At 53.9% G+C, this 16697-nt stretch carries 16 protein-coding genes; 9 read left to right on the forward strand and 7 right to left on the reverse strand.

Annotated features, from left to right (window positions below):
- Positions 1-33: 33 nt before the first annotated feature.
- Complete coding sequence (locus LAQ74_RS18950) at positions 34-2703, forward strand: DUF1156 domain-containing protein (RefSeq protein ID WP_224338223.1); 2670 nt, start codon at positions 34-36, stop codon at positions 2701-2703.
- Positions 2704-2824: 121 nt separating this feature from the next.
- Positions 2825-3634, forward strand: a complete 810-nt coding sequence (locus LAQ74_RS18955) for a hypothetical protein (RefSeq protein WP_224338224.1) — start codon at positions 2825-2827, stop codon at positions 3632-3634.
- A 419-nt stretch (positions 3635-4053) separates the two neighbouring features.
- Here the strand turns inward: LAQ74_RS18955 and LAQ74_RS18960 are convergent, their stop codons facing one another.
- On the reverse strand, positions 4054-4251 hold the full coding sequence (locus LAQ74_RS18960; protein ID WP_224338226.1) for a hypothetical protein: 198 nt from the start codon (positions 4249-4251) through the stop codon (positions 4054-4056).
- Between the two features lie 110 nt (positions 4252-4361).
- Between LAQ74_RS18960 and LAQ74_RS18965 the strand changes: the two genes are divergently transcribed.
- Positions 4362-4745: a DUF8076 family protein gene (locus LAQ74_RS18965; protein ID WP_224338228.1), complete on the forward strand. Its 384-nt coding sequence runs from the start codon at positions 4362-4364 to the stop codon at positions 4743-4745.
- Between the two features lie 75 nt (positions 4746-4820).
- On the opposite strand, the gene LAQ74_RS18970 is transcribed toward LAQ74_RS18965, so the two are convergent.
- From LAQ74_RS18970 to LAQ74_RS20770, 5 genes are all read right to left on the reverse strand, one after another.
- Positions 4821-5459 (reverse strand): hypothetical protein, encoded by a 639-nt coding sequence (locus tag LAQ74_RS18970; protein WP_224338230.1) that lies wholly within the window; start codon positions 5457-5459, stop codon positions 4821-4823.
- 10 nt (positions 5460-5469) lie between these two features.
- Positions 5470-7227, reverse strand: coding sequence for an McrC family protein (locus LAQ74_RS18975; protein WP_224338232.1), 1758 nt, complete (start codon positions 7225-7227; stop codon positions 5470-5472).
- Positions 7227-8459: an AAA family ATPase gene (locus LAQ74_RS18980; protein ID WP_224338234.1), complete on the reverse strand. Its 1233-nt coding sequence runs from the start codon at positions 8457-8459 to the stop codon at positions 7227-7229. The genes LAQ74_RS18975 and LAQ74_RS18980 overlap by 1 nt, the downstream gene beginning before the upstream one ends.
- 258 nt (positions 8460-8717) lie before the next feature.
- Complete coding sequence (locus LAQ74_RS18985; protein WP_224338236.1) at positions 8718-9194, reverse strand: hypothetical protein; 477 nt, start codon at positions 9192-9194, stop codon at positions 8718-8720.
- A 157-nt stretch (positions 9195-9351) separates the two neighbouring features.
- A complete protein-coding gene (locus tag LAQ74_RS20770) occupies positions 9352-9546 on the reverse strand; it encodes a DUF8118 domain-containing protein (RefSeq protein ID WP_484494581.1) in 195 nt (64 codons plus the stop codon).
- Positions 9547-9726: 180 nt separating this feature from the next.
- Here LAQ74_RS20770 and LAQ74_RS18990 point away from each other — a divergent pair, with 180 nt between their 5' ends.
- Entirely contained in the window at positions 9727-9954 is a 228-nt protein-coding gene (locus LAQ74_RS18990) for a hypothetical protein (RefSeq protein WP_317987405.1), read from the forward strand.
- Between the two features lie 185 nt (positions 9955-10139).
- On the opposite strand, the gene LAQ74_RS18995 is transcribed toward LAQ74_RS18990, so the two are convergent.
- Positions 10140-10334: a hypothetical protein gene (locus LAQ74_RS18995; RefSeq protein ID WP_224338238.1), complete on the reverse strand. Its 195-nt coding sequence runs from the start codon at positions 10332-10334 to the stop codon at positions 10140-10142.
- A 254-nt stretch (positions 10335-10588) separates the two neighbouring features.
- Between LAQ74_RS18995 and LAQ74_RS19000 the strand changes: the two genes are divergently transcribed.
- From LAQ74_RS19000 to LAQ74_RS19020, 5 genes are read left to right on the forward strand one after another with little or no spacing between them, the layout of a single operon-like run.
- Entirely contained in the window at positions 10589-10921 is a 333-nt protein-coding gene (locus LAQ74_RS19000; RefSeq protein ID WP_224338240.1) for a hypothetical protein, read from the forward strand.
- 28 nt (positions 10922-10949) lie between these two features.
- Entirely contained in the window at positions 10950-12683 is a 1734-nt protein-coding gene (locus LAQ74_RS19005) for a TrbL/VirB6 family protein (protein WP_224338242.1), read from the forward strand.
- On the forward strand, positions 12680-13729 hold the full coding sequence (locus LAQ74_RS19010) for a TraC-like domain-containing protein (protein ID WP_224338244.1): 1050 nt from the start codon (positions 12680-12682) through the stop codon (positions 13727-13729). Before LAQ74_RS19005 ends, LAQ74_RS19010 begins: the two co-directional genes overlap by 4 nt.
- Before the next feature lie 2 nt (positions 13730-13731).
- Positions 13732-15633, forward strand: coding sequence for a VirB4 family type IV secretion system protein (locus LAQ74_RS19015; RefSeq protein WP_224338246.1), 1902 nt, complete (start codon positions 13732-13734; stop codon positions 15631-15633).
- 2 nt (positions 15634-15635) lie between these two features.
- Positions 15636-16688, forward strand: a complete 1053-nt coding sequence (locus LAQ74_RS19020; RefSeq protein WP_224338248.1) for a hypothetical protein — start codon at positions 15636-15638, stop codon at positions 16686-16688.
- Positions 16689-16697: the final 9 nt, after the last annotated feature.

Genomic DNA, 16697 nt, shown 5'->3' on the forward strand with positions numbered 1-16697 from the left:
TCCTTATGCGGTCAGATTGTGGCGTATCTTTATATGACGGATAGCTCTGGAGGGAAGCAGATCACAGAGCGTCAAACCCTCCCAATCGAGAAGGGATTTCCTATTGAGCGAATAAACGAGATTGCCGAGAAGGAAGGTCGGGCGAAGATGTACTACCGCCCCATCTACACGATGCACAAGTGGTGGGCGCGACGCCTCGGCTGTGTATTCCGTGCTATATCTCTCTATACACTACTTGACGACCCAGAGAAAGTCTCGGTGTTTGAGCCCGGTCACGAGGGAGGAACTCTCGCTGGTTGGGGTGAGGACGCCGATGTTGAGTCAGATTTCGACGTTGCGTCGCTACTCGAACGTGTGGACATAACCGACCCAGAGAGTCTCTGGGAACTCTATCCGAAGGACGTCTGCGTTGAGGACAAGAAGATCCTCGACCCGTTCATGGGCGGTGGCACGTCGCTCGTTGAGGCGTCACGCTTCGGCGCGGAAGTTGTCGGCAACGACCTGAACCCAGTCGCGTGGTTCGTCACGAAGAAGGAACTCGAAGCGGGACAGACCGACGTCGAGGAGCTTGAGGAAGCCTTCGAACAGGTGAAAGAGGACGTCGCCGACGAGATTACGCAGTACTACAAAACGCCTTGTCCGAACGGTGACCACGACGCTGACGTAATGTACAACTTCTGGGTGAAGGAGTTGGACTGCGTCTCCTGCGGTCATACTGTTCCGCTGTTCAATGATTTCCGGATTGCAACCGGAAGATATGCACACGATGATGAGGATGTGGTAGTCTGCCCCGATTGTGATGAGGTAGTCCACGTAGACGACTACAGAGAAGAATCTTCCTGTGGTAACTGTGGATTTAGATGGATCCCGAAGGAAGGTAATACGAGTCGGGGAGGAAAATATACCTGCACTGAATGTGGCCAAAAGTACGGAATTGTCGATGCCATATCAGAGCAAGGTGGATATGACCTCCGTCTATATGCTGTTGAATACTACTGTCCAGTCTGCGATTCTGATGGTAAAGACAAGGACGAGTATAAATCGTACAAAGCCGTTACATCGGGTGACATTGAGAAATTAAACCACGCTCGGGAAGAATGGGAAGATCGACGCGAACTCCGTAACTACGTTCCATCTGAAAAAATCCCAGAAGGTGCAATTACTGCGGCTTCATCCGTGTCCGGAAACGACGTGTTCCAGCATAAATACGAAAACTGGACCGATATGTTCAACCCTCGTCAATTATTGGTACTCAGTACGTTACTCCAGTCAATCGAGAAAATCGAGAATGACAATATACGAGAGTTTCTGCTACTCACCTTTTCTGAATCCCTCAACTATAACACCATGATGAATGTTTATAATCCAAATTACAACAAGAATACAAATATATTTAAAAACAATTCATTTTCTCCCCCAACCGAACCCATAGAAAACAACCTATGGGGAACAAAGTTCGGGACTGGTACATTCAGTTCCATGTACGACATGGTAAAGAAAGGTGTTGAGTATGCAGCTGCTCCGACTGAGCGGTATGTGAAAGATGGAGAGACTATCGAGACAGAGGAATTCTCTACACCAGTTGGAAACAAATCAACACTCCATCAAGGAGATATGCGACATCTTGATTACGAAAATGAATTTGATGCTGTTATTACTGACCCACCTTACTACGATAACATCATCTACTCAGAAGTTTCAGATTACTTCTATGTTTGGCAGAAAATTCTGCTGGAGGACAAGTACGCCGGATTTGACCAAGACAGAACACCCCGCGAAGAGTCGATTGTCACGAATCCATACTTGGAAAAAACCGCGGAAGATTTCGAATCCGAGCTTGGCCAAGCGTTCTCTGTTATTAAGCGTGCGCTCAAGGAAGACGGATCGCTTGCGTTCACATACCACCACAGCGACTCTGAATCGTGGGGTGAACTCCTCGAATCCCTCTGTAACGTCGGGTTTGAGGTAACAGCGACGTATCCAATTAGTGCAGACATTAACAAATTCATCGGTGGCGAAGCCGTCTCATTCGACATCGTCGTCGTCGCTCGTCCCATTGACGACACCGAGCCTGCCTCGTGGAAATCGCTCCGCCGCGACATTTACCGCACGGCTCGACGCACTCGCCAGCAACTCGAAGAGAACCGCGACCTCTCCCGCGGCGACATTGGCGTGATGGAGATGGGTGCGTGTTTCCGCGAGTACTCGAAGCACCACGGGAAGGTGCAGCGTGGCGGCGAGATTATGTCCGCGAAGGAGGTCGTCGAGGAGATCTACGGCATCATTCAGGAAGCCAGTGACATCGGCGTTGAGGACGTGTTCATCGACCTGCTCGACACGCCGAATCCCTCGTTCGACGACGTCAACAAGCTCTGCCGCGGGACCAACGCCAAGCCTGAGGAGCTCAAGGAGATGTGCCTGTACAACCAGGACGACGGCTTCGAACTCGGCACTTGGGACAACGAGAAACGCCAGGCGTACATTCAGGAGCGCGTCAACGGCGACGGCGGCGACCACCTCTCGAACCTGGATAAACTCCAGTTCCTCCGGTACCGCTACGAGAAGGGCCAGGCGGTCCAGAACTACGTCGAGAAGTGGGACGTCGACGACGACATGCGCGAGCTCGCCGGTCGGCTCGCGGACGTGACCGGCGACGACACGTACACGCGTGTGCTGGGTGATCGGGACATTACAAGCTACTGATTACAGGCTTGCCTACGATCTCCTGCGTTTTACGACTGTAGGATCGACGGCCTACGGTGGTCGTGTCACGGTCATCAAACGGAACGCTCAAGAAACAATGTAGAGTGGTTACGAGTAACCTGTGCGTCCATTTCGTGCTGGCGACGCTGCCTACGAACGATCAATCGCAATTGATGCGAGCACCATCGGAGACATCACTATCACCGTCGCCGTGAGTGCTGATCGTGCCGAGGAGCTGGCTATTCTGGACAGTATCTACGCTGCGGCCGAGGGATATTCGTTCTTCCCGTTCCGAGACAAATCGCACGACCTGACGTACGAAAACAGTGTTGGATTCTTCGAAACGGTTATTCAGGACAACAGCCAGTATCTGAAAGCAACTACTCATCTCGGCCAAGACGGGTCTGATTCAGAACGTATTGAAGCAGTCCAATCTGCAGTTCTCGCTGAACAGGTGGGGTTCGAAGATACGCTTGTGATTCTTGACGGCAACGAGGACAAAGCAGAGCGGTTTGGGCGTGCAATTACGGGGATATCAGGTGGGTGTCCGCCGATAGCTACCTGTATCCAGTCGGAACTGTATTACCCCACATCCCTGCTCGCCGACCTCTGTGCGAGCCATCTCGCATACGAGATCGACCATCCCCGCCATTGTTCTGAGGTGACGCCGTCTGCACCAGTAACCAAAGAGGAATTCAACCATCTCTGGGGACCTGCATATAATGAGATCGTGAATTCCTCCACCCCAGTGTACACGGAGCCAATCGAGCAGCGGAGGGCCGAAACCGTGCCAACTCGTATGGGCTGTTGGTTCGAGGGTGTGATGGGTGGCGGAGAGCCAGTCCAGTTTGAATCCTCCGTTCGGCCAATTGCGCAGTATGCCCGAAGAAAGGGGTATGAAGAACTCGCTACCCAACTCTCTGAAGTGTAAAAACCAGGTGCGTTTCCTGCGCCCACGTCCGTCTTCGACGCCTATTGGCTTGCGCCGCCAGGCTTGCGGGCCATGGTCACACAGGCTCCACGCAGCACCTCTGCGCTCAACTCAAGATACTATACGCCAGCATATAGAACTTTGGATGGCCAATCGACAATTCTTAGAAGACCGTCATCCAGAGAGCCCCCATAGAGATCAGAGTCAAACTACGTCGAGAAGTGGCTCGACGACGTGACCGGCGACGACACGTACACGAGGGTGCTCGGCGACCGCAACATCACGAGGGGGACACGCGATAGTCCATGGCGTCTGTATACAGCTACCTTGCTTAGAACAGATGGTCTCACCGCAAATTAGCGTGCAACAGCAGCTTCAGTAGAACGTTCTTGGGAATGAGCCGAGGTCTCTGCGCAACATCAAAGAGCGCTCAGGATTGCGGCACCAGCAGCAAGCAGCAAACCGAGGAGTAGTGCAGGAACGGCGAGGGCATTGACCATGCCGGCGATCCAACTGACGTCACCGCCGTTTCCGCCGATCCAAACGCTAGCAACTATGGCGAAGCCTACGACGATGATGAGCGGGAGTGCGATTAATTCTCTAGGTTCTGCTGACATACACTCATACAAGATAGTTCGGTTTGAATACTTTCTCCCCTATTCACCTCGGACCAGTATGTCTAACAGCACAGGTACTTAATGCCGGGCTGAGAAATCGTTCATAAGAAATGGCAGGTCCTGGTCAAATACCCGGACGGTACAATATCGTCATTAAAGACGAGTACGACACGTTCGATCACCAAATTCCGTTAGAAGACTTCCTACAGCGTCTCAAGGACGACGATGTCCCAAGTCAAGTGAGTGTCGTTGGGCTGGAAGACGCCTTCGCTAACGGTGACAAGGCAGACGAACTTGCCCATGAGATGGATCGGCGAGCGAACGACTTGGAGTACCAGAGCCCCACCGTACAGTTCGTCGTCGAGGGGTCGTTCCACCGGAGTGGAAAGACGTACGACCTCCGATACCACGACGAACTTTACTCCCTACAGCAGGTCTTCGGCCCGCAGCTCGAACGGAAAGAGGACGGAAACTGGCTCGTCGCACCGTTTTAAGTATGCGACGACCTGGGCAGAAAGCACCGAATTCAACAAGGAACCAGTAACGGTCTGTTCGGCCAATTGACAGGGTCAGTAGTCCACGATCTGTGCTGGAGTTAATGTGATCGACTCGATTTTTCCCTGCGTGAGTTCCTGTTCGAGGCCGTTCTCACTGGTCAATCGAAGCTTCGCTTCCGGCCCGGTGTTTACTGCTTCAGCGGACGCTGCATAGTACGTCTTCTTCCCCTCGTCTGTCCAGTACTCGATCTGAAGTTCCCCACCTTCCACGTCGCCGCCCCACTGATGATCGACGTAATTCTGCCAGCACTCTTCACAGACGTCGTCAGCCTGGTCATGGAGATCGCCGCTGAACGACCTGGGGTCAAAGGCGATCTCGTAGTGAAGGGGTCGTCCGCGACAAAGCCGGCGAGCCCCGATGATTGCTCCATCTCCGTCTCGATGAACTCTGACCACGCAACCTCTCATACCGGCGATCCCTTCGTCATCAAGTTCGACAAACGGTTTATCGAGCCGGTCGCGGCAGTGTTCACACGTTATTGACCCTTCAGTTACGTCTTCTTGGAGTTCGAAGTGCTCACCTTCGAGGGGAATTCTCCATTCGTCGCAGAGGCTCGTCCAACCGAACCGCTCACTCGGAGGTTGGTTGTTATCGTAGAAGACATGGGTCAGTCCCTCTGTGGTCGTCCACTGATGCGGAGTTTGATACATACTTTTGCACCTATAGGAGCTTCAACGGCCCCTCTTTCTCGACCTCGCCGCTGCCATTCAAGAAGTACAGGTCGATCCATTCCTGGCCTTGTTCACGACAGAACACCGGAATGCACGTCGTCGTGTGCTCGTAGCGTTGCTCACAACGAGTTTCGACTTGCTCTCTCGTCCAGTCACCGTCCTGTTCCAGTTCGTATCGATTCCGAACTTCCCAAGAATGTTCGTCGGCAGCGGCCTTGAGGACCCGTAGGGAGAAGTTCCGGACGTCCTTGAACGTGAACGGTCCACTCATCGATTTCGCCTCGCTCAGATCCGTCTCTTCAACGCCGTCTAAACAGAGTCGGTTATCCGCGACGGCGTGGAAGGCTTCAAGCTCGGTAGACTGCTCAACCAGAACGTCGTGCAGATAATCATGGACGACATCGTCGTACGCTTCCAGCGTGAAATTCTCGCTGGGTGAGACGATCTGTAGTTCGGCTCCGGTCTGAGCGACTTTCCGACGCTTCGGTTCCAGGAGTGGACACAGGAACGCGAGTCGGTTGGAGTGCAGAAGGTATGCGTAGCTAAAGAGCCGCGACCGGGACGCCGATTCCTTTACTGGATCGTGACCTTCCGCGTAGTACTTCGAGTCCAAGACGGCGAGCGTTTCGTCGCCCTCCTGCAGCGCGTGGTCTGGTTCGTGGTAGATCTGTCCCTCACCCTCGAATGGATTCACGGACGGTGACCGAACGGGCATCACGTCGTCGAGGTCGCCGAGGTGGTCGTAGGACTTGATGTACGAGAGCTCGCGCTCGATGACAACCTGCGAGTACTGCTCGAACAGCGACTCCATGTTCAGGACGTAGTCCACAACCAGCTCTCGTGGACCGTCACGGAGCTGCTGGCCGAGAGAGGATGACATAATCGCTTTTGCTATGTCGAACGCCTTCTGGTAGTACCGACGCTGCTTCGGTAAATCACTGATAGAGATGCGTCGGTACTCGTCCATCCGATTCAGTCCGCTCACGACACCCATACTCTCCAGGCGTTCCACTTCCCGGTGAACCTCTGAAAAGATCCGGTCGTAGGCGGGGTGGTCGTTCTCGTGAGAATTCTGACGGAAGAGTCGAAGGAGTGACTTCCCTGCGTAGTGAAGCAGCGAGTTCGCGGCGTTGTCGTACTCGGTTTCGTTTCGGATCCAGTGTGGCTCCAGCGTCCCGCGCGCGTGGTTCAAAAGCGTCTGTTCGACGTCAATCTCACCCCGACCGTCGAGACTGTCGAGTCGTCGGATGACCAGATCACGAATGCATCCCTGTCGATGGATCGTCTCCAGCCCGTCGAGGTAGTTGATTGCCAAGACCACGAACACGTCGTCGAGGTGGATATCATCGGAGAGGAAGTCCTGAAGCGGAATTCCGTGGTACTCGATGGATCGGTTCTGGTCGTAGACGGCAAGCAGCATGTCAAAGATGTGCTCCCAGTCGATCTTCGGATCTACCTGTACTTTCGACGATGGCGTGAGACTTACGACGCCGATGATATCTGTCGCTTCGACATGGAGAACCTCGTTCTCGTCGCCGTCTACGGTGACCGTCACGACCTCATACTCTTGGTCGGAGTCGAGTGCCGCCTGACTTTTCGTAAAGACCCCAGGACTCTGCTGCGTGAACGAAGCACGACGAAGTTGGTCGCCGATGGACGACGGACAGCCCTCTATTCGAATCTCCCCGCGTTCGGGGACGTTAAAGGTGTCCTGTCCGTACTCGTAGACTTCGTCAACGGTGCTCATTACTCGTAGGAGCCCATCTGGCGGCGTTCCTGTTCGAGCTCTCGTTCGGCGAGTTCAGCCGCCGGTGCGAGATCGAACTCCTCGAACTCACCGTTTAGTGCCCGGTAGTGTTCTGCGATACGCTCGATCTGCGGGAACGCAGCGGCGTTCAGGAGCCGCGGAACGATGTACGTCCGGAACGCCTGTCCGACTGCATCCGTCTGATCGTATTCATATTCGCCACCCTCCCGACAGCCGACGCCAAGGAAGACGGCGACGTCGCGGTAATGCATCGGGCCGAAGCGCATAATCGACCCTTGCGACGTTGATTCGTGGCCGTGGTTGATTCCCTGGTAGTCCCGCTCAAATAGGCGGAGAATCTCGCTTTCTCCGAGGTCCGTGTGGTCGGTGACGTGCGTGGTGATCCAGTCTTTGAACAGCTGTCGGCGCTTGTCCTCCTCGTACTCGTCAAGCTCAACCATTGCGAACCGTCGAGTGATGGCGTTATCGAGTTCATTCACCGTCCGGTCGGACATATTCATGGTACAGATAATGTTTACTCGCTTGTCCAGCTCGATGGTCTCGCCCTCATCGGTCTCGAATATCGTCTGGTGAGGGTTCTCAATAGCGGTGTACAGCGGACCGAAGATCTTCGAAATATCTGCCCGGGTAATCTCGTCAAGGATGACGCCGTACTCAACGTCAAACTGACGAGCGCGCTGAACGGCCTCAGAAACGCAGCCAAGTTTCGTGCGATAACTAAGCGAGTCGCCTGTGTAGTCTGGGCTAATTCCACCGATGATATCCGACGGTGTCCACGAGGGTGTAGCGGTGTTGAGGGCGTAACCGATACCGGTCTCACGAGCGAGCTGCTTGGCGAAGGTCGTCTTTCCAGTCCCAGTCGGACCGTACAGGACAACCGGCTTACCGGCCTCAAGTGCAACTTTCGCATTGCGCTCGACGTCGTTCGGAACAAGAATCTCTGCAGGTGTTTCGTCACCACGGAGACTCACGACACGCTTCAGTCGATCGGACGCGAGTCGAGATTCCAGAACCGCTCGTCGGACCTGTCCGAGACCGCGCTCACCATCATGGATGACGTCCAGTTTCTCGTCTTCGATGAGAAACTCTAGAACATCCTCACTCTCTGCATTCCGAATGCCTTCGACGACATCGTCTGCTACACGGCGAAGAATTCCAATTTCCTCATTCGCATCCTCAAGAGTATAGCTGTTGTCGGACGAGTCAGTCATTATTCAGTACAGATACACCAGGGCATATAAAATCCCACTCAAAAGTTGGATGACACTGTTTCCGGTCCTTGGTCAATCGGTGATGGCATTCACGCCGCGAATAACGGGTTCAGCCCCGTTCACGATAGCCTCGACCATGTCACTCCGTTCCACAGCCGACGTACCCGCCGCTAACAGACACTTCCCTACACACTACAACACAATCAAATAAGAGTCCTATGAAACGGCGGTGGGATAACCGCGTGAAATATACCCATCTTAGACCCTCCGTCCCTCGTGGGCGTTATTCGCGGCGTGAATCAACGTCTCATCGTTCACACCCTCCAAATTCACAAGCACACGGTTCGAACGGTCGTCACTCGTCTCATACGAGAAGCCTTCGAGCTTTCCGGCGAGTCGCATGAGGTCATAGCAATGCCCGGGCGATGGATGACCGTCGAAGAGCCACTTGACATCCTTGTACTCCATCTGAGACTTCCCAGTCTGGCGACTGGCCGCGCGCTCGACGAGCTTCTTGCGAACCCTGTGAACCTTCTGTGACCGCGTGAGTTGCTCGTACGCTACCGACTCAGGGTCAGGAGAGACGAGTTGCTCAAGTTCAGCCAGCCGCGTACTGAGCCGCTCATTCTCGGCTTCGAGTTCGTCAATCCAATCAAACGCTGCGACACGTGCTCTGTTCAACGCTTCAAACCGCGCTTCCAAATCATCGAGCTGTGCTTGGAGAGTCTCGTTCATTGATGCTCACCTAAGCAGATCCCCGGTTCTGATGATTCAGGACAGAGGCCGTCGGCAGAGTGGTGGTCAAGGAATACTCGGCAATCGTGCTCGAGGATGCGTTCTGGGAGTCCGACTGCCCCACAGATCTCGCACTCGGTGAGCTCCGTTCCGAGACTCATCCGAGTACACACTCCGACTTGTGGAAGCACGAGACGTCTGTGAGGACGCTACGGTCAGCCGCTTCTGCGTTACAGTGACCACAGCGGTAGTAGGTTTGGCCGCCCCGTGACTGTGGTTCGCAGAATGGTCCAGTAATCGCTACATCAACTGTGCCGGTGGTTTCAATACCGGCGCTTGCTTCGATACTCATGGGTTTTCTAGCACTTCATGAGAACCCAGGTGCGGTGTTCCAGCACCGTACCACACTTTGTGATTACCCTGAGTTCTCACTCTCACATTGGTCTCCCACCACCTTAGCATTACTGAATACAGAAAGCCTTACCGTATATGGTATTGATATGGTGTTGGACGTATTCGTACCAAATGAAGTATGACGATAGACTCACAAGCAAGAAGCATGTCCGAAGGACGCGGTCTTCTAACTGAGAATGAGCGAGAGGCGATCGCTGGCCAGGCCTCTGATTCTTATAGATACAAGACACGCTCATTCCTCCGAAAGCGCCTTGACAGAGTCGCTGAAGACGTCGAAGTCCTCGCTAAGCATGATCCAGAACTTCTGGATGAACTTCGTGAAGTTGTTTGTGAAGAAACCGACTGAGTGGCTGGAATCATCTCTCCTACGCTTATCCTCAATCTACTCAGATTATTATAGGATTTGACTCAGGACACTTCCCAGCTCATTCTCTAGCTCAGATGCCTGCAGTATCGTTATCGCACTCTCACCTGTCCGTCTTAATCAGCCGCCTCCTCTGGTCGCCTCTCGAACTACCTATACCAATCTCGTTACCGATTAGCGTGTTTCTCGAGGAACGCCTCAACGAGGTCGCCATCTGGGTCATACTCAATTTCTGATTCGAGGTTCAACAGCACTTTTGCAGCGAGAATATAGGCCTCCTCCGTCGAAATCCCGTACATCTTCCCCAGCTCTTTCATACTCCCATGAACTCCCTCAGGAATGTCTGCATTGGGCCGAGTCATTAGCTAAACAATAGTGGCCATAACCAGAACAAAAGTCTTCGGGACAGTTAATCCATCAGATATCACAAATGTGGCCGATAGTTTCTAATAACGAAAGATACTATCTTCGAATAGAATACGACATAATGTCTAGGAAAACAACCCTTAGAATACCTGAAGCGTCTAAAATTGCAAAGCAGACCACACGTTTCACAGCTGGGTCATCAGTTATGTCAACTTTCTTTCGGCGCACTTGTCACACGGTAGTCGCCTCTGTGGTACTGTTCGCAACTGCGAGTACAACAGTCGCTGCCCAAGAGGGAGTCGGCAATGGTATCTGTGGGACGCCACTCGCCGACACCATCAACCAAGCAGCCCCACTGGTCGTTGGGACGCTCATGATCGGCGCTGCAATTCTCTCCTACGTCCTCCACACCGCAGCCGGCTTCCCAAAGGACCCGCAAACAGTCCAGTCATTCAAAAACTGGCGTAACCGCGCTGGTATGAGCGCCGTAACGACGCCACTGTTTGCCGTCGTTATCGAGATGTTTATCGGATTCACCGGAACCTCTCTCGCAGACTGTGTCAGTCTCGTCCCCTTCTTCTAAGGGACGCTACACACCCATTCACCACTCTATGACACAGAAACCAGTCCTATCGGTGATATTCGTACTAACACTCATCGTGAGCGCTGGATTCGTCCCCATGCTCGCCGTCGCAGAAACACCGGCGAACCCACTCCAACTCGGAACACCCAGCGGGCCAACGCCTGATGGTGACGACCAAGGTGGGAATAGCACCACCGACGATGCAGGCTACTGTAGCGGTATCGACCCTGTGAGCGGCCAGGTCTGCAATGGCGTCATTGATGCCGTCCGAGCCATCGCACAAGGATTCCTCGAGTTTTCTCGCGACGTCGCTGAATGGGCCGTTGAATTCCTCGTCTCTCGCCCAGTGCCACTTCAGGACGGTGAGATGGAACTCGTCGACCGTCCCACGAATGCACCGATGGGAACTGCATACGACATGTGGTTCACCAAAGGACTCCCCATTGGGCTTGCCCTATGGGGTTTCGCGATGATTCTACTTCGACTCACCACAATCCTGCCAGGTGGGTCAGCTGCAGCACACCGGAGCAAGACGCTTCGTCAGAAAGGCTGGTTCGGTTTGTTCTTCATCCTCGCCTCATGGATCTGGGCTGCCGTTGTGCTGCATCTCTCACAGGGACTGATTCTCGCGGTCGCCCCCACTGGCGCTGACCTCGTTTCGGACCTCGGGTCAGTCGGAGGGAACGCGACTGCAGCCAGTCTGGGCATCATTCTCGTTTGGCTCTCATCTGGTGTGCTGTTCCTCTTGATTGCGCTCGTATTCGGCCTCTCGTGGGTGGCGGTGTTTGTCTTCGCCCCCGCACTCCCGATCTTCATTGCCCTCTCACTGGTCGACTTCGGGCCACTCAGCATCGTCTCGAAAGTCGGAAAGATTGGTCGTGATATGTTTGTCACCGTCGCATTTCTCCCCTTCCCAACAGCACTCGTATTGGGCTTCGGGTATCCGATCATCAACGCCGCTCGAAGCGCAATGCCTGGAGCGGCATCAATTGTCCCAGGCCTTGGCGTGTATGCACTCTTGACGCTCTGTCTGTGGGTCATCGCACTCTTATCGCCGATTATGCTGTTCATCGGCATGCGCTCAATGCGGCCGTTTTCAGCAATGGCGGCGGGCGTTCTCGGTGCCGTCTCCGCAACGAGTTTCACACGTGCATCGAACAAGCTTGGAAACGCCGGAAGTGCAGCGACGAGCGCGGCGAGTTCAGCCGCCTCCAGTCCACGTGTAAACCCCCTAAACGGCTCACCGTTCTCCAGCGATAATGCGAGTTCGACCGCCACCGTTGGTACGACAGATACGACTCCGGCTGGTGCACTCGGGAGTGCCTCGAGTGAACTTGCCCGGAGTGATCACTCAATAACGACAAGTCTGGGTGTTTCAAGTGCGTCGGAGACATCCAGCGCTTCGCGAGAATCAGTCACCGACTCTCGGATTCCTCCGAGTGTTTCTCTCAACAAGGTCACAACACGATCGGAACTGACTAGCGATCAAAAATATCGAGCTGGGTATTTCAAGTCCAATGGTGAATTTGAGGGTGTTGGCGGTACTACCTCAGACCGAGATTGGACTCTCAACAAAGGCTACGAACGACTCAACAAGGCATACCCGAACAGAACGCTCTTGCTTCAGGGTGCTAACAACGACGAGTTTTACGACATCCGTGAAGTCGTAGCGGACGAAAGATACGGTGGTCCATACTCATACGCCCAACAGACCGCAGAGAGCCGAGAGACGGTCTTCAATACGCGGGGGCAGAACGAATGAGCCACCGCGACCCCTCACGGCGAATCCTCGATGAGTTCGGAACAAGCGACGAAATCTTCGGCATTGAGATCGACTACAGCCTCAACGACCTGAAGTTGTTCATCCCCGCTGGGATTGTCTGTGGATTCATTCTCCTTGCGACACCACAGTGGCTCAATGTCGGCGGTCTCCTTGCAGCAATTGGACTTCTCCTCGTAACTGCTGCCTTCGTATTCGTCACACCCAGTCACAAATCACCCCACGAGTGGCTAACGGACATGATCAAATTCTCCCAAACAGAGCATACCAAAACCGCAGTCGCCGAATCGCCTGCCAAACAGCCCGATTCACTCACCCAAGTAAAACGATTCCTGCCAGTCTCGAATCTGGTTGAACGCACCGACGGAAACCTCGTTGCTGCACTCCAAGTGAGTCCAGCGAATCTCTCACTCGCAACCGATCAAGAATGGGAAGCGGTGGCCAACTCCTTCGGGAGTATGCTAAACGCACTGGATTTCGACATACAAATCCATTCAACCGCTCGCCCTGTGGAACCTGAGCGCATTACAGCCGGCTATCGCGAACGGCTTGACGACCCCGACGTCGTTGAGAACCCCGCCCTCGGAGATATCATCCGTGTCTACCGCGAGAAGTTCCCTGCGGAATTTGTGAGTCGTGGAACCTGTGTCCGTGAGTATCATATCCTCATCCCAGTGAGCATCCACGAAGTGCAATTGGCCGAGAGAGGAGCTATCTCAAAGCTCAGTACGCTCCCGGTAATTGGTGGATGCATTCGAATACTCGGAGCAGAGAGCACACAACTCACCTACGAAGAGATCCGCGAGCGACAGAAAGAGGAAGTAGAACGTCGACTACGGGCGGTCGAAAGCGGCATCCGCGATTTAGAAGGATGTGAGGTAGAACGAGTCTCAGCTGATGAACTCGCTGCACTGCTCGAAGAGTACTGGAGTGGCGAACGAACACACTACGGGCCGAGCTCGGGACAACAGAACGAACGCATTCGCTCTGTTCCCATCGTGACCGGCACTAACTCGGGACGATTCTAACAATGCTGAAAACACTCATTGAGCGGTTCACCCGCCTCGAAGCTAACGATACTGAGGAGAATTTCACTCGAGTTCATGCACAGAATGTTGCACCGTCGAGCATCAAGCTTGAATCAGAAATCACACAGACAGGTGAGCGTTGGGCGAAGACACTATTCTTCGCTGACTTTCCGGCAGCGGCAACTCCCGGCTTGCTGGATATGCTGACAACACATCCGAGCGCCGATATCGACATCTCAATTCACGCTAGCCCCCGCGACTCAGAGCAAGCGATCAACGAGTTCGAGCGAGCGATCACCAATCTCGATGCGACGAGACGAGAAAAAGAACTCCGTGGTGGTGCCTCACTCGGCGCAACGCAACGTCGACTCCAAGACCACAAGGAGGTCCTTGCACAGCTCACGGACGGCTCGCAGCGTGTCTTCGAGGTCGCGGTCTATCTCACGATTCGTGGGAATACGAAAAAGGAGGTCAAAGAGACGACAACCCGGTTGCAATCGGAGTTGATGAAACAGCGTCTCGTCACGAAATCTGTCGATTACACCCAAGACAAAGGGCTTGTGAGCAATAGTCCGATTGGGAAAGACACACTTGAGCAGACGACACCAATGCTTGGGAAGGCTGCTGGTGCACTCTTTCCTTTCTCTGCTGGTACACTCATAGAGGAGAGTGGCGTACTCGTCGGGTTCCATGCGACAACGGACGCCCCAGTCGTCATGGATCGATTCGACCGCGAGAACGGATACAATATCCTTACCGCAGCGAAGATTGGGTCAGGCAAATCGTTTGGGACGAAGCTGTTGAATTTGCGCCACCTCGCTAAAGATCCGGATACGATTCTTATCATGATCGACCCGTTAGAGGGTTTCCGGAGTCTCTCTGATGCCCTCGATGGGGAACATATTGTGGTCGGGGGTACTCGAGGATTGAACCCCTTAGAAATCAAGCAGACACCAGAACGTGTACTCCGGGATGTTCCTGATATCGATCCCTTCAGTCAGCGGTTCAGTAGCGTCATGGACTTCTTTGATACGTTCTTTGCGCATGTCGGCAATGGGCTGGACAAGAAAGAGCGTGCAGTCCTTGGCACTACTGTTCGGGAAGCGTATCGCCGTAATGGAATTACATCGGATCCCTCGACACACGGCAATCCGAGCCCGACGATTCGCGATGTAATCGGTATTCTTGCTGAGATTGCCGACGATGCGGAGGCGTTTCTTGACTCGGTTGATGAGGAGGCAGCTGATCCGACCGAGCTTGAGGTTGAGAAGTGGCAAGAACGCGCTGCCGAGCTTCGGATGGCGATGCGTCCATTCATGGGCAATGGTGAGTTCTCAAACCTTGCTGGTGAAACGGAGGTTAGCATCTCCGGTGAGAAGGTCGTCTATCTGGATCTTCAGCAGGGTGAGGCAGACCGTGAGATTGCGTTGATGATGCAATTGCTCTTCGACAGCGTCTACCAGCGAGCAAAAGAGACGGACAAGCGCGTTATTCTCGCCGTCGACGAGGCCCATTACCTCATGGAGCATGAGGGGAGTCTACAATGGCTTGACCGCGCTACACGCCATTCTCGACACTATGATTTGAGCATCCATCTCATCACACAGGAGCTCAAGGACTTCTTCATCCACCCACGAGCAGAGACCATCGCGAACAATTGCTCGATGAAAATCCTATATCGGCTTCCAGGTCTCTCTGAGGAGAATCGTATGAAGCTCGGGCTGACGTCTCGCGAGGCAGAGTTCATTCGCAACGCAAAGCCTGGCGATCGTGACCGTGGGTACAGTCATGCGCTCGTCTCGGTAGAGGACGAAGGAACTTACCCGGTCAAAGTAACCGCATTAGAGGAAGAAGCTCAACTTATTGAGAAACCTGAAACTCAGAAACCCTTAAAGCGGGAGTGATCATGGCTGACGAAACCCACCCACCGAACTATGATATGGTGGATATGTTCCACAAGGCCCTCGGCCGTGAGAGCAGCCATTGTGAGGTGTGTGGAAGGGTTGTTGACGGCAACGATATTGGGGATTTCAATATACTCCTGCTCGATGAAAACGTCTTCACGGCAGAGAATCACGTCGTACTTTGTCGTGACTGTGAGGTACGTGATGACTGGAAGGAAGCCGTTCGAAAAAAGCGTGCAGCAGAGCAGCCACAGCCACCAACTTCGATTCGTGGCAAAATCCGATATCTCCCAGAAACCATCCATGACTACGTCACCGATCCAACGGCTCGATTCCTCTTTGGACGTCGCCTCGGCGTTCTTGGAGTACTCCTTGGCGGGACACTACTTCTAATTCCCGTCATTGCTGCAGTCGTTGGCGCTCTCTTCGTCTCTCTAGATACCGGCATGCAATGGTTCGACCAGTCGATTGCAGCGCTCACGGCGATAAGCTCTGTACCGATACGGACCCTCGCCTGGTCATCCACCGGCCTGCTTGGTGTTATCTACTTCACTCACATTGCCGAGCGTGAACGCAACGACCCTACGGGCTGGGCCGGCGAGTGGAATCCACCGAAGTGGTACGCACTCGCTGTCTACTCCGTCATCGGGCTCTATGGTGCAGTCTCACTCATCCTCGTTGCATTCGGGGACACTCCAGTCGGTCGTCGCTTCGGAGCCCGAATCTTCTGGGTCCTCGGTTCGCTGGGGATTGCGTACCAAATTAAAGACGCACTTCGATTAGACCTCGTTCGGATGGTCTGGGAGCCCCGCCGCGAACTCTGGGAATTCCCTGCCCGATACGGATTCATCCTTGCACTCACATCGTTCGTCGTCGGCCCTCCTGCCTCACTTCCATCGTTCATCACTCCACTGCTGGCCACACTGACACCGACTGTGAGCACCGCTTACATTATCGCTCGATTGCCCCACGACCGGGTATTTCGAGACAAGTGTATCGCCGCACAGGACCGCCTACTTGAGATCCTTCGTATTCGGAATAATGACGACAACTGACTCAACTCA

The organism is Haloprofundus halobius, assembly GCF_020097835.1.
Lineage (GTDB): Archaea > Halobacteriota > Halobacteria > Halobacteriales > Haloferacaceae > Haloprofundus > Haloprofundus halobius.

What these genes read in the sequence shown, in the direction of transcription:
- LAQ74_RS18950 (WP_224338223.1), top strand. Translation starts at nt 34, where the DNA reads ATGACGGATAGCTCTGGAGGGAAGCAGATCACAGAGCGTCAAACCCTC.
- LAQ74_RS19010 (WP_224338244.1), top strand. Translation starts at nt 12,680, where the DNA reads ATGAGCCACCGCGACCCCTCACGGCGAATCCTCGATGAGTTCGGAACA.
- LAQ74_RS20770 (WP_484494581.1), bottom strand. Translation starts at nt 9,546, where the DNA reads ATGAGTATCGAAGCAAGCGCCGGTATTGAAACCACCGGCACAGTTGAT.
- LAQ74_RS18970 (WP_224338230.1), bottom strand. Translation starts at nt 5,459, where the DNA reads ATGTATCAAACTCCGCATCAGTGGACGACCACAGAGGGACTGACCCAT.
- LAQ74_RS19005 (WP_224338242.1), top strand. Translation starts at nt 10,950, where the DNA reads ATGACACAGAAACCAGTCCTATCGGTGATATTCGTACTAACACTCATC.
- LAQ74_RS18975 (WP_224338232.1), bottom strand. Translation starts at nt 7,227, where the DNA reads ATGAGCACCGTTGACGAAGTCTACGAGTACGGACAGGACACCTTTAAC.
- LAQ74_RS18980 (WP_224338234.1), bottom strand. Translation starts at nt 8,459, where the DNA reads ATGACTGACTCGTCCGACAACAGCTATACTCTTGAGGATGCGAATGAG.
- LAQ74_RS18965 (WP_224338228.1), top strand. Translation starts at nt 4,362, where the DNA reads ATGGCAGGTCCTGGTCAAATACCCGGACGGTACAATATCGTCATTAAA.
- LAQ74_RS19015 (WP_224338246.1), top strand. Translation starts at nt 13,732, where the DNA reads ATGCTGAAAACACTCATTGAGCGGTTCACCCGCCTCGAAGCTAACGAT.
- LAQ74_RS18990 (WP_317987405.1), top strand. Translation starts at nt 9,727, where the DNA reads ATGACGATAGACTCACAAGCAAGAAGCATGTCCGAAGGACGCGGTCTT.
- LAQ74_RS18985 (WP_224338236.1), bottom strand. Translation starts at nt 9,194, where the DNA reads ATGAACGAGACTCTCCAAGCACAGCTCGATGATTTGGAAGCGCGGTTT.
- LAQ74_RS18960 (WP_224338226.1), bottom strand. Translation starts at nt 4,251, where the DNA reads ATGTCAGCAGAACCTAGAGAATTAATCGCACTCCCGCTCATCATCGTC.
- LAQ74_RS18995 (WP_224338238.1), bottom strand. Translation starts at nt 10,334, where the DNA reads ATGACTCGGCCCAATGCAGACATTCCTGAGGGAGTTCATGGGAGTATG.
- LAQ74_RS19020 (WP_224338248.1), top strand. Translation starts at nt 15,636, where the DNA reads ATGGCTGACGAAACCCACCCACCGAACTATGATATGGTGGATATGTTC.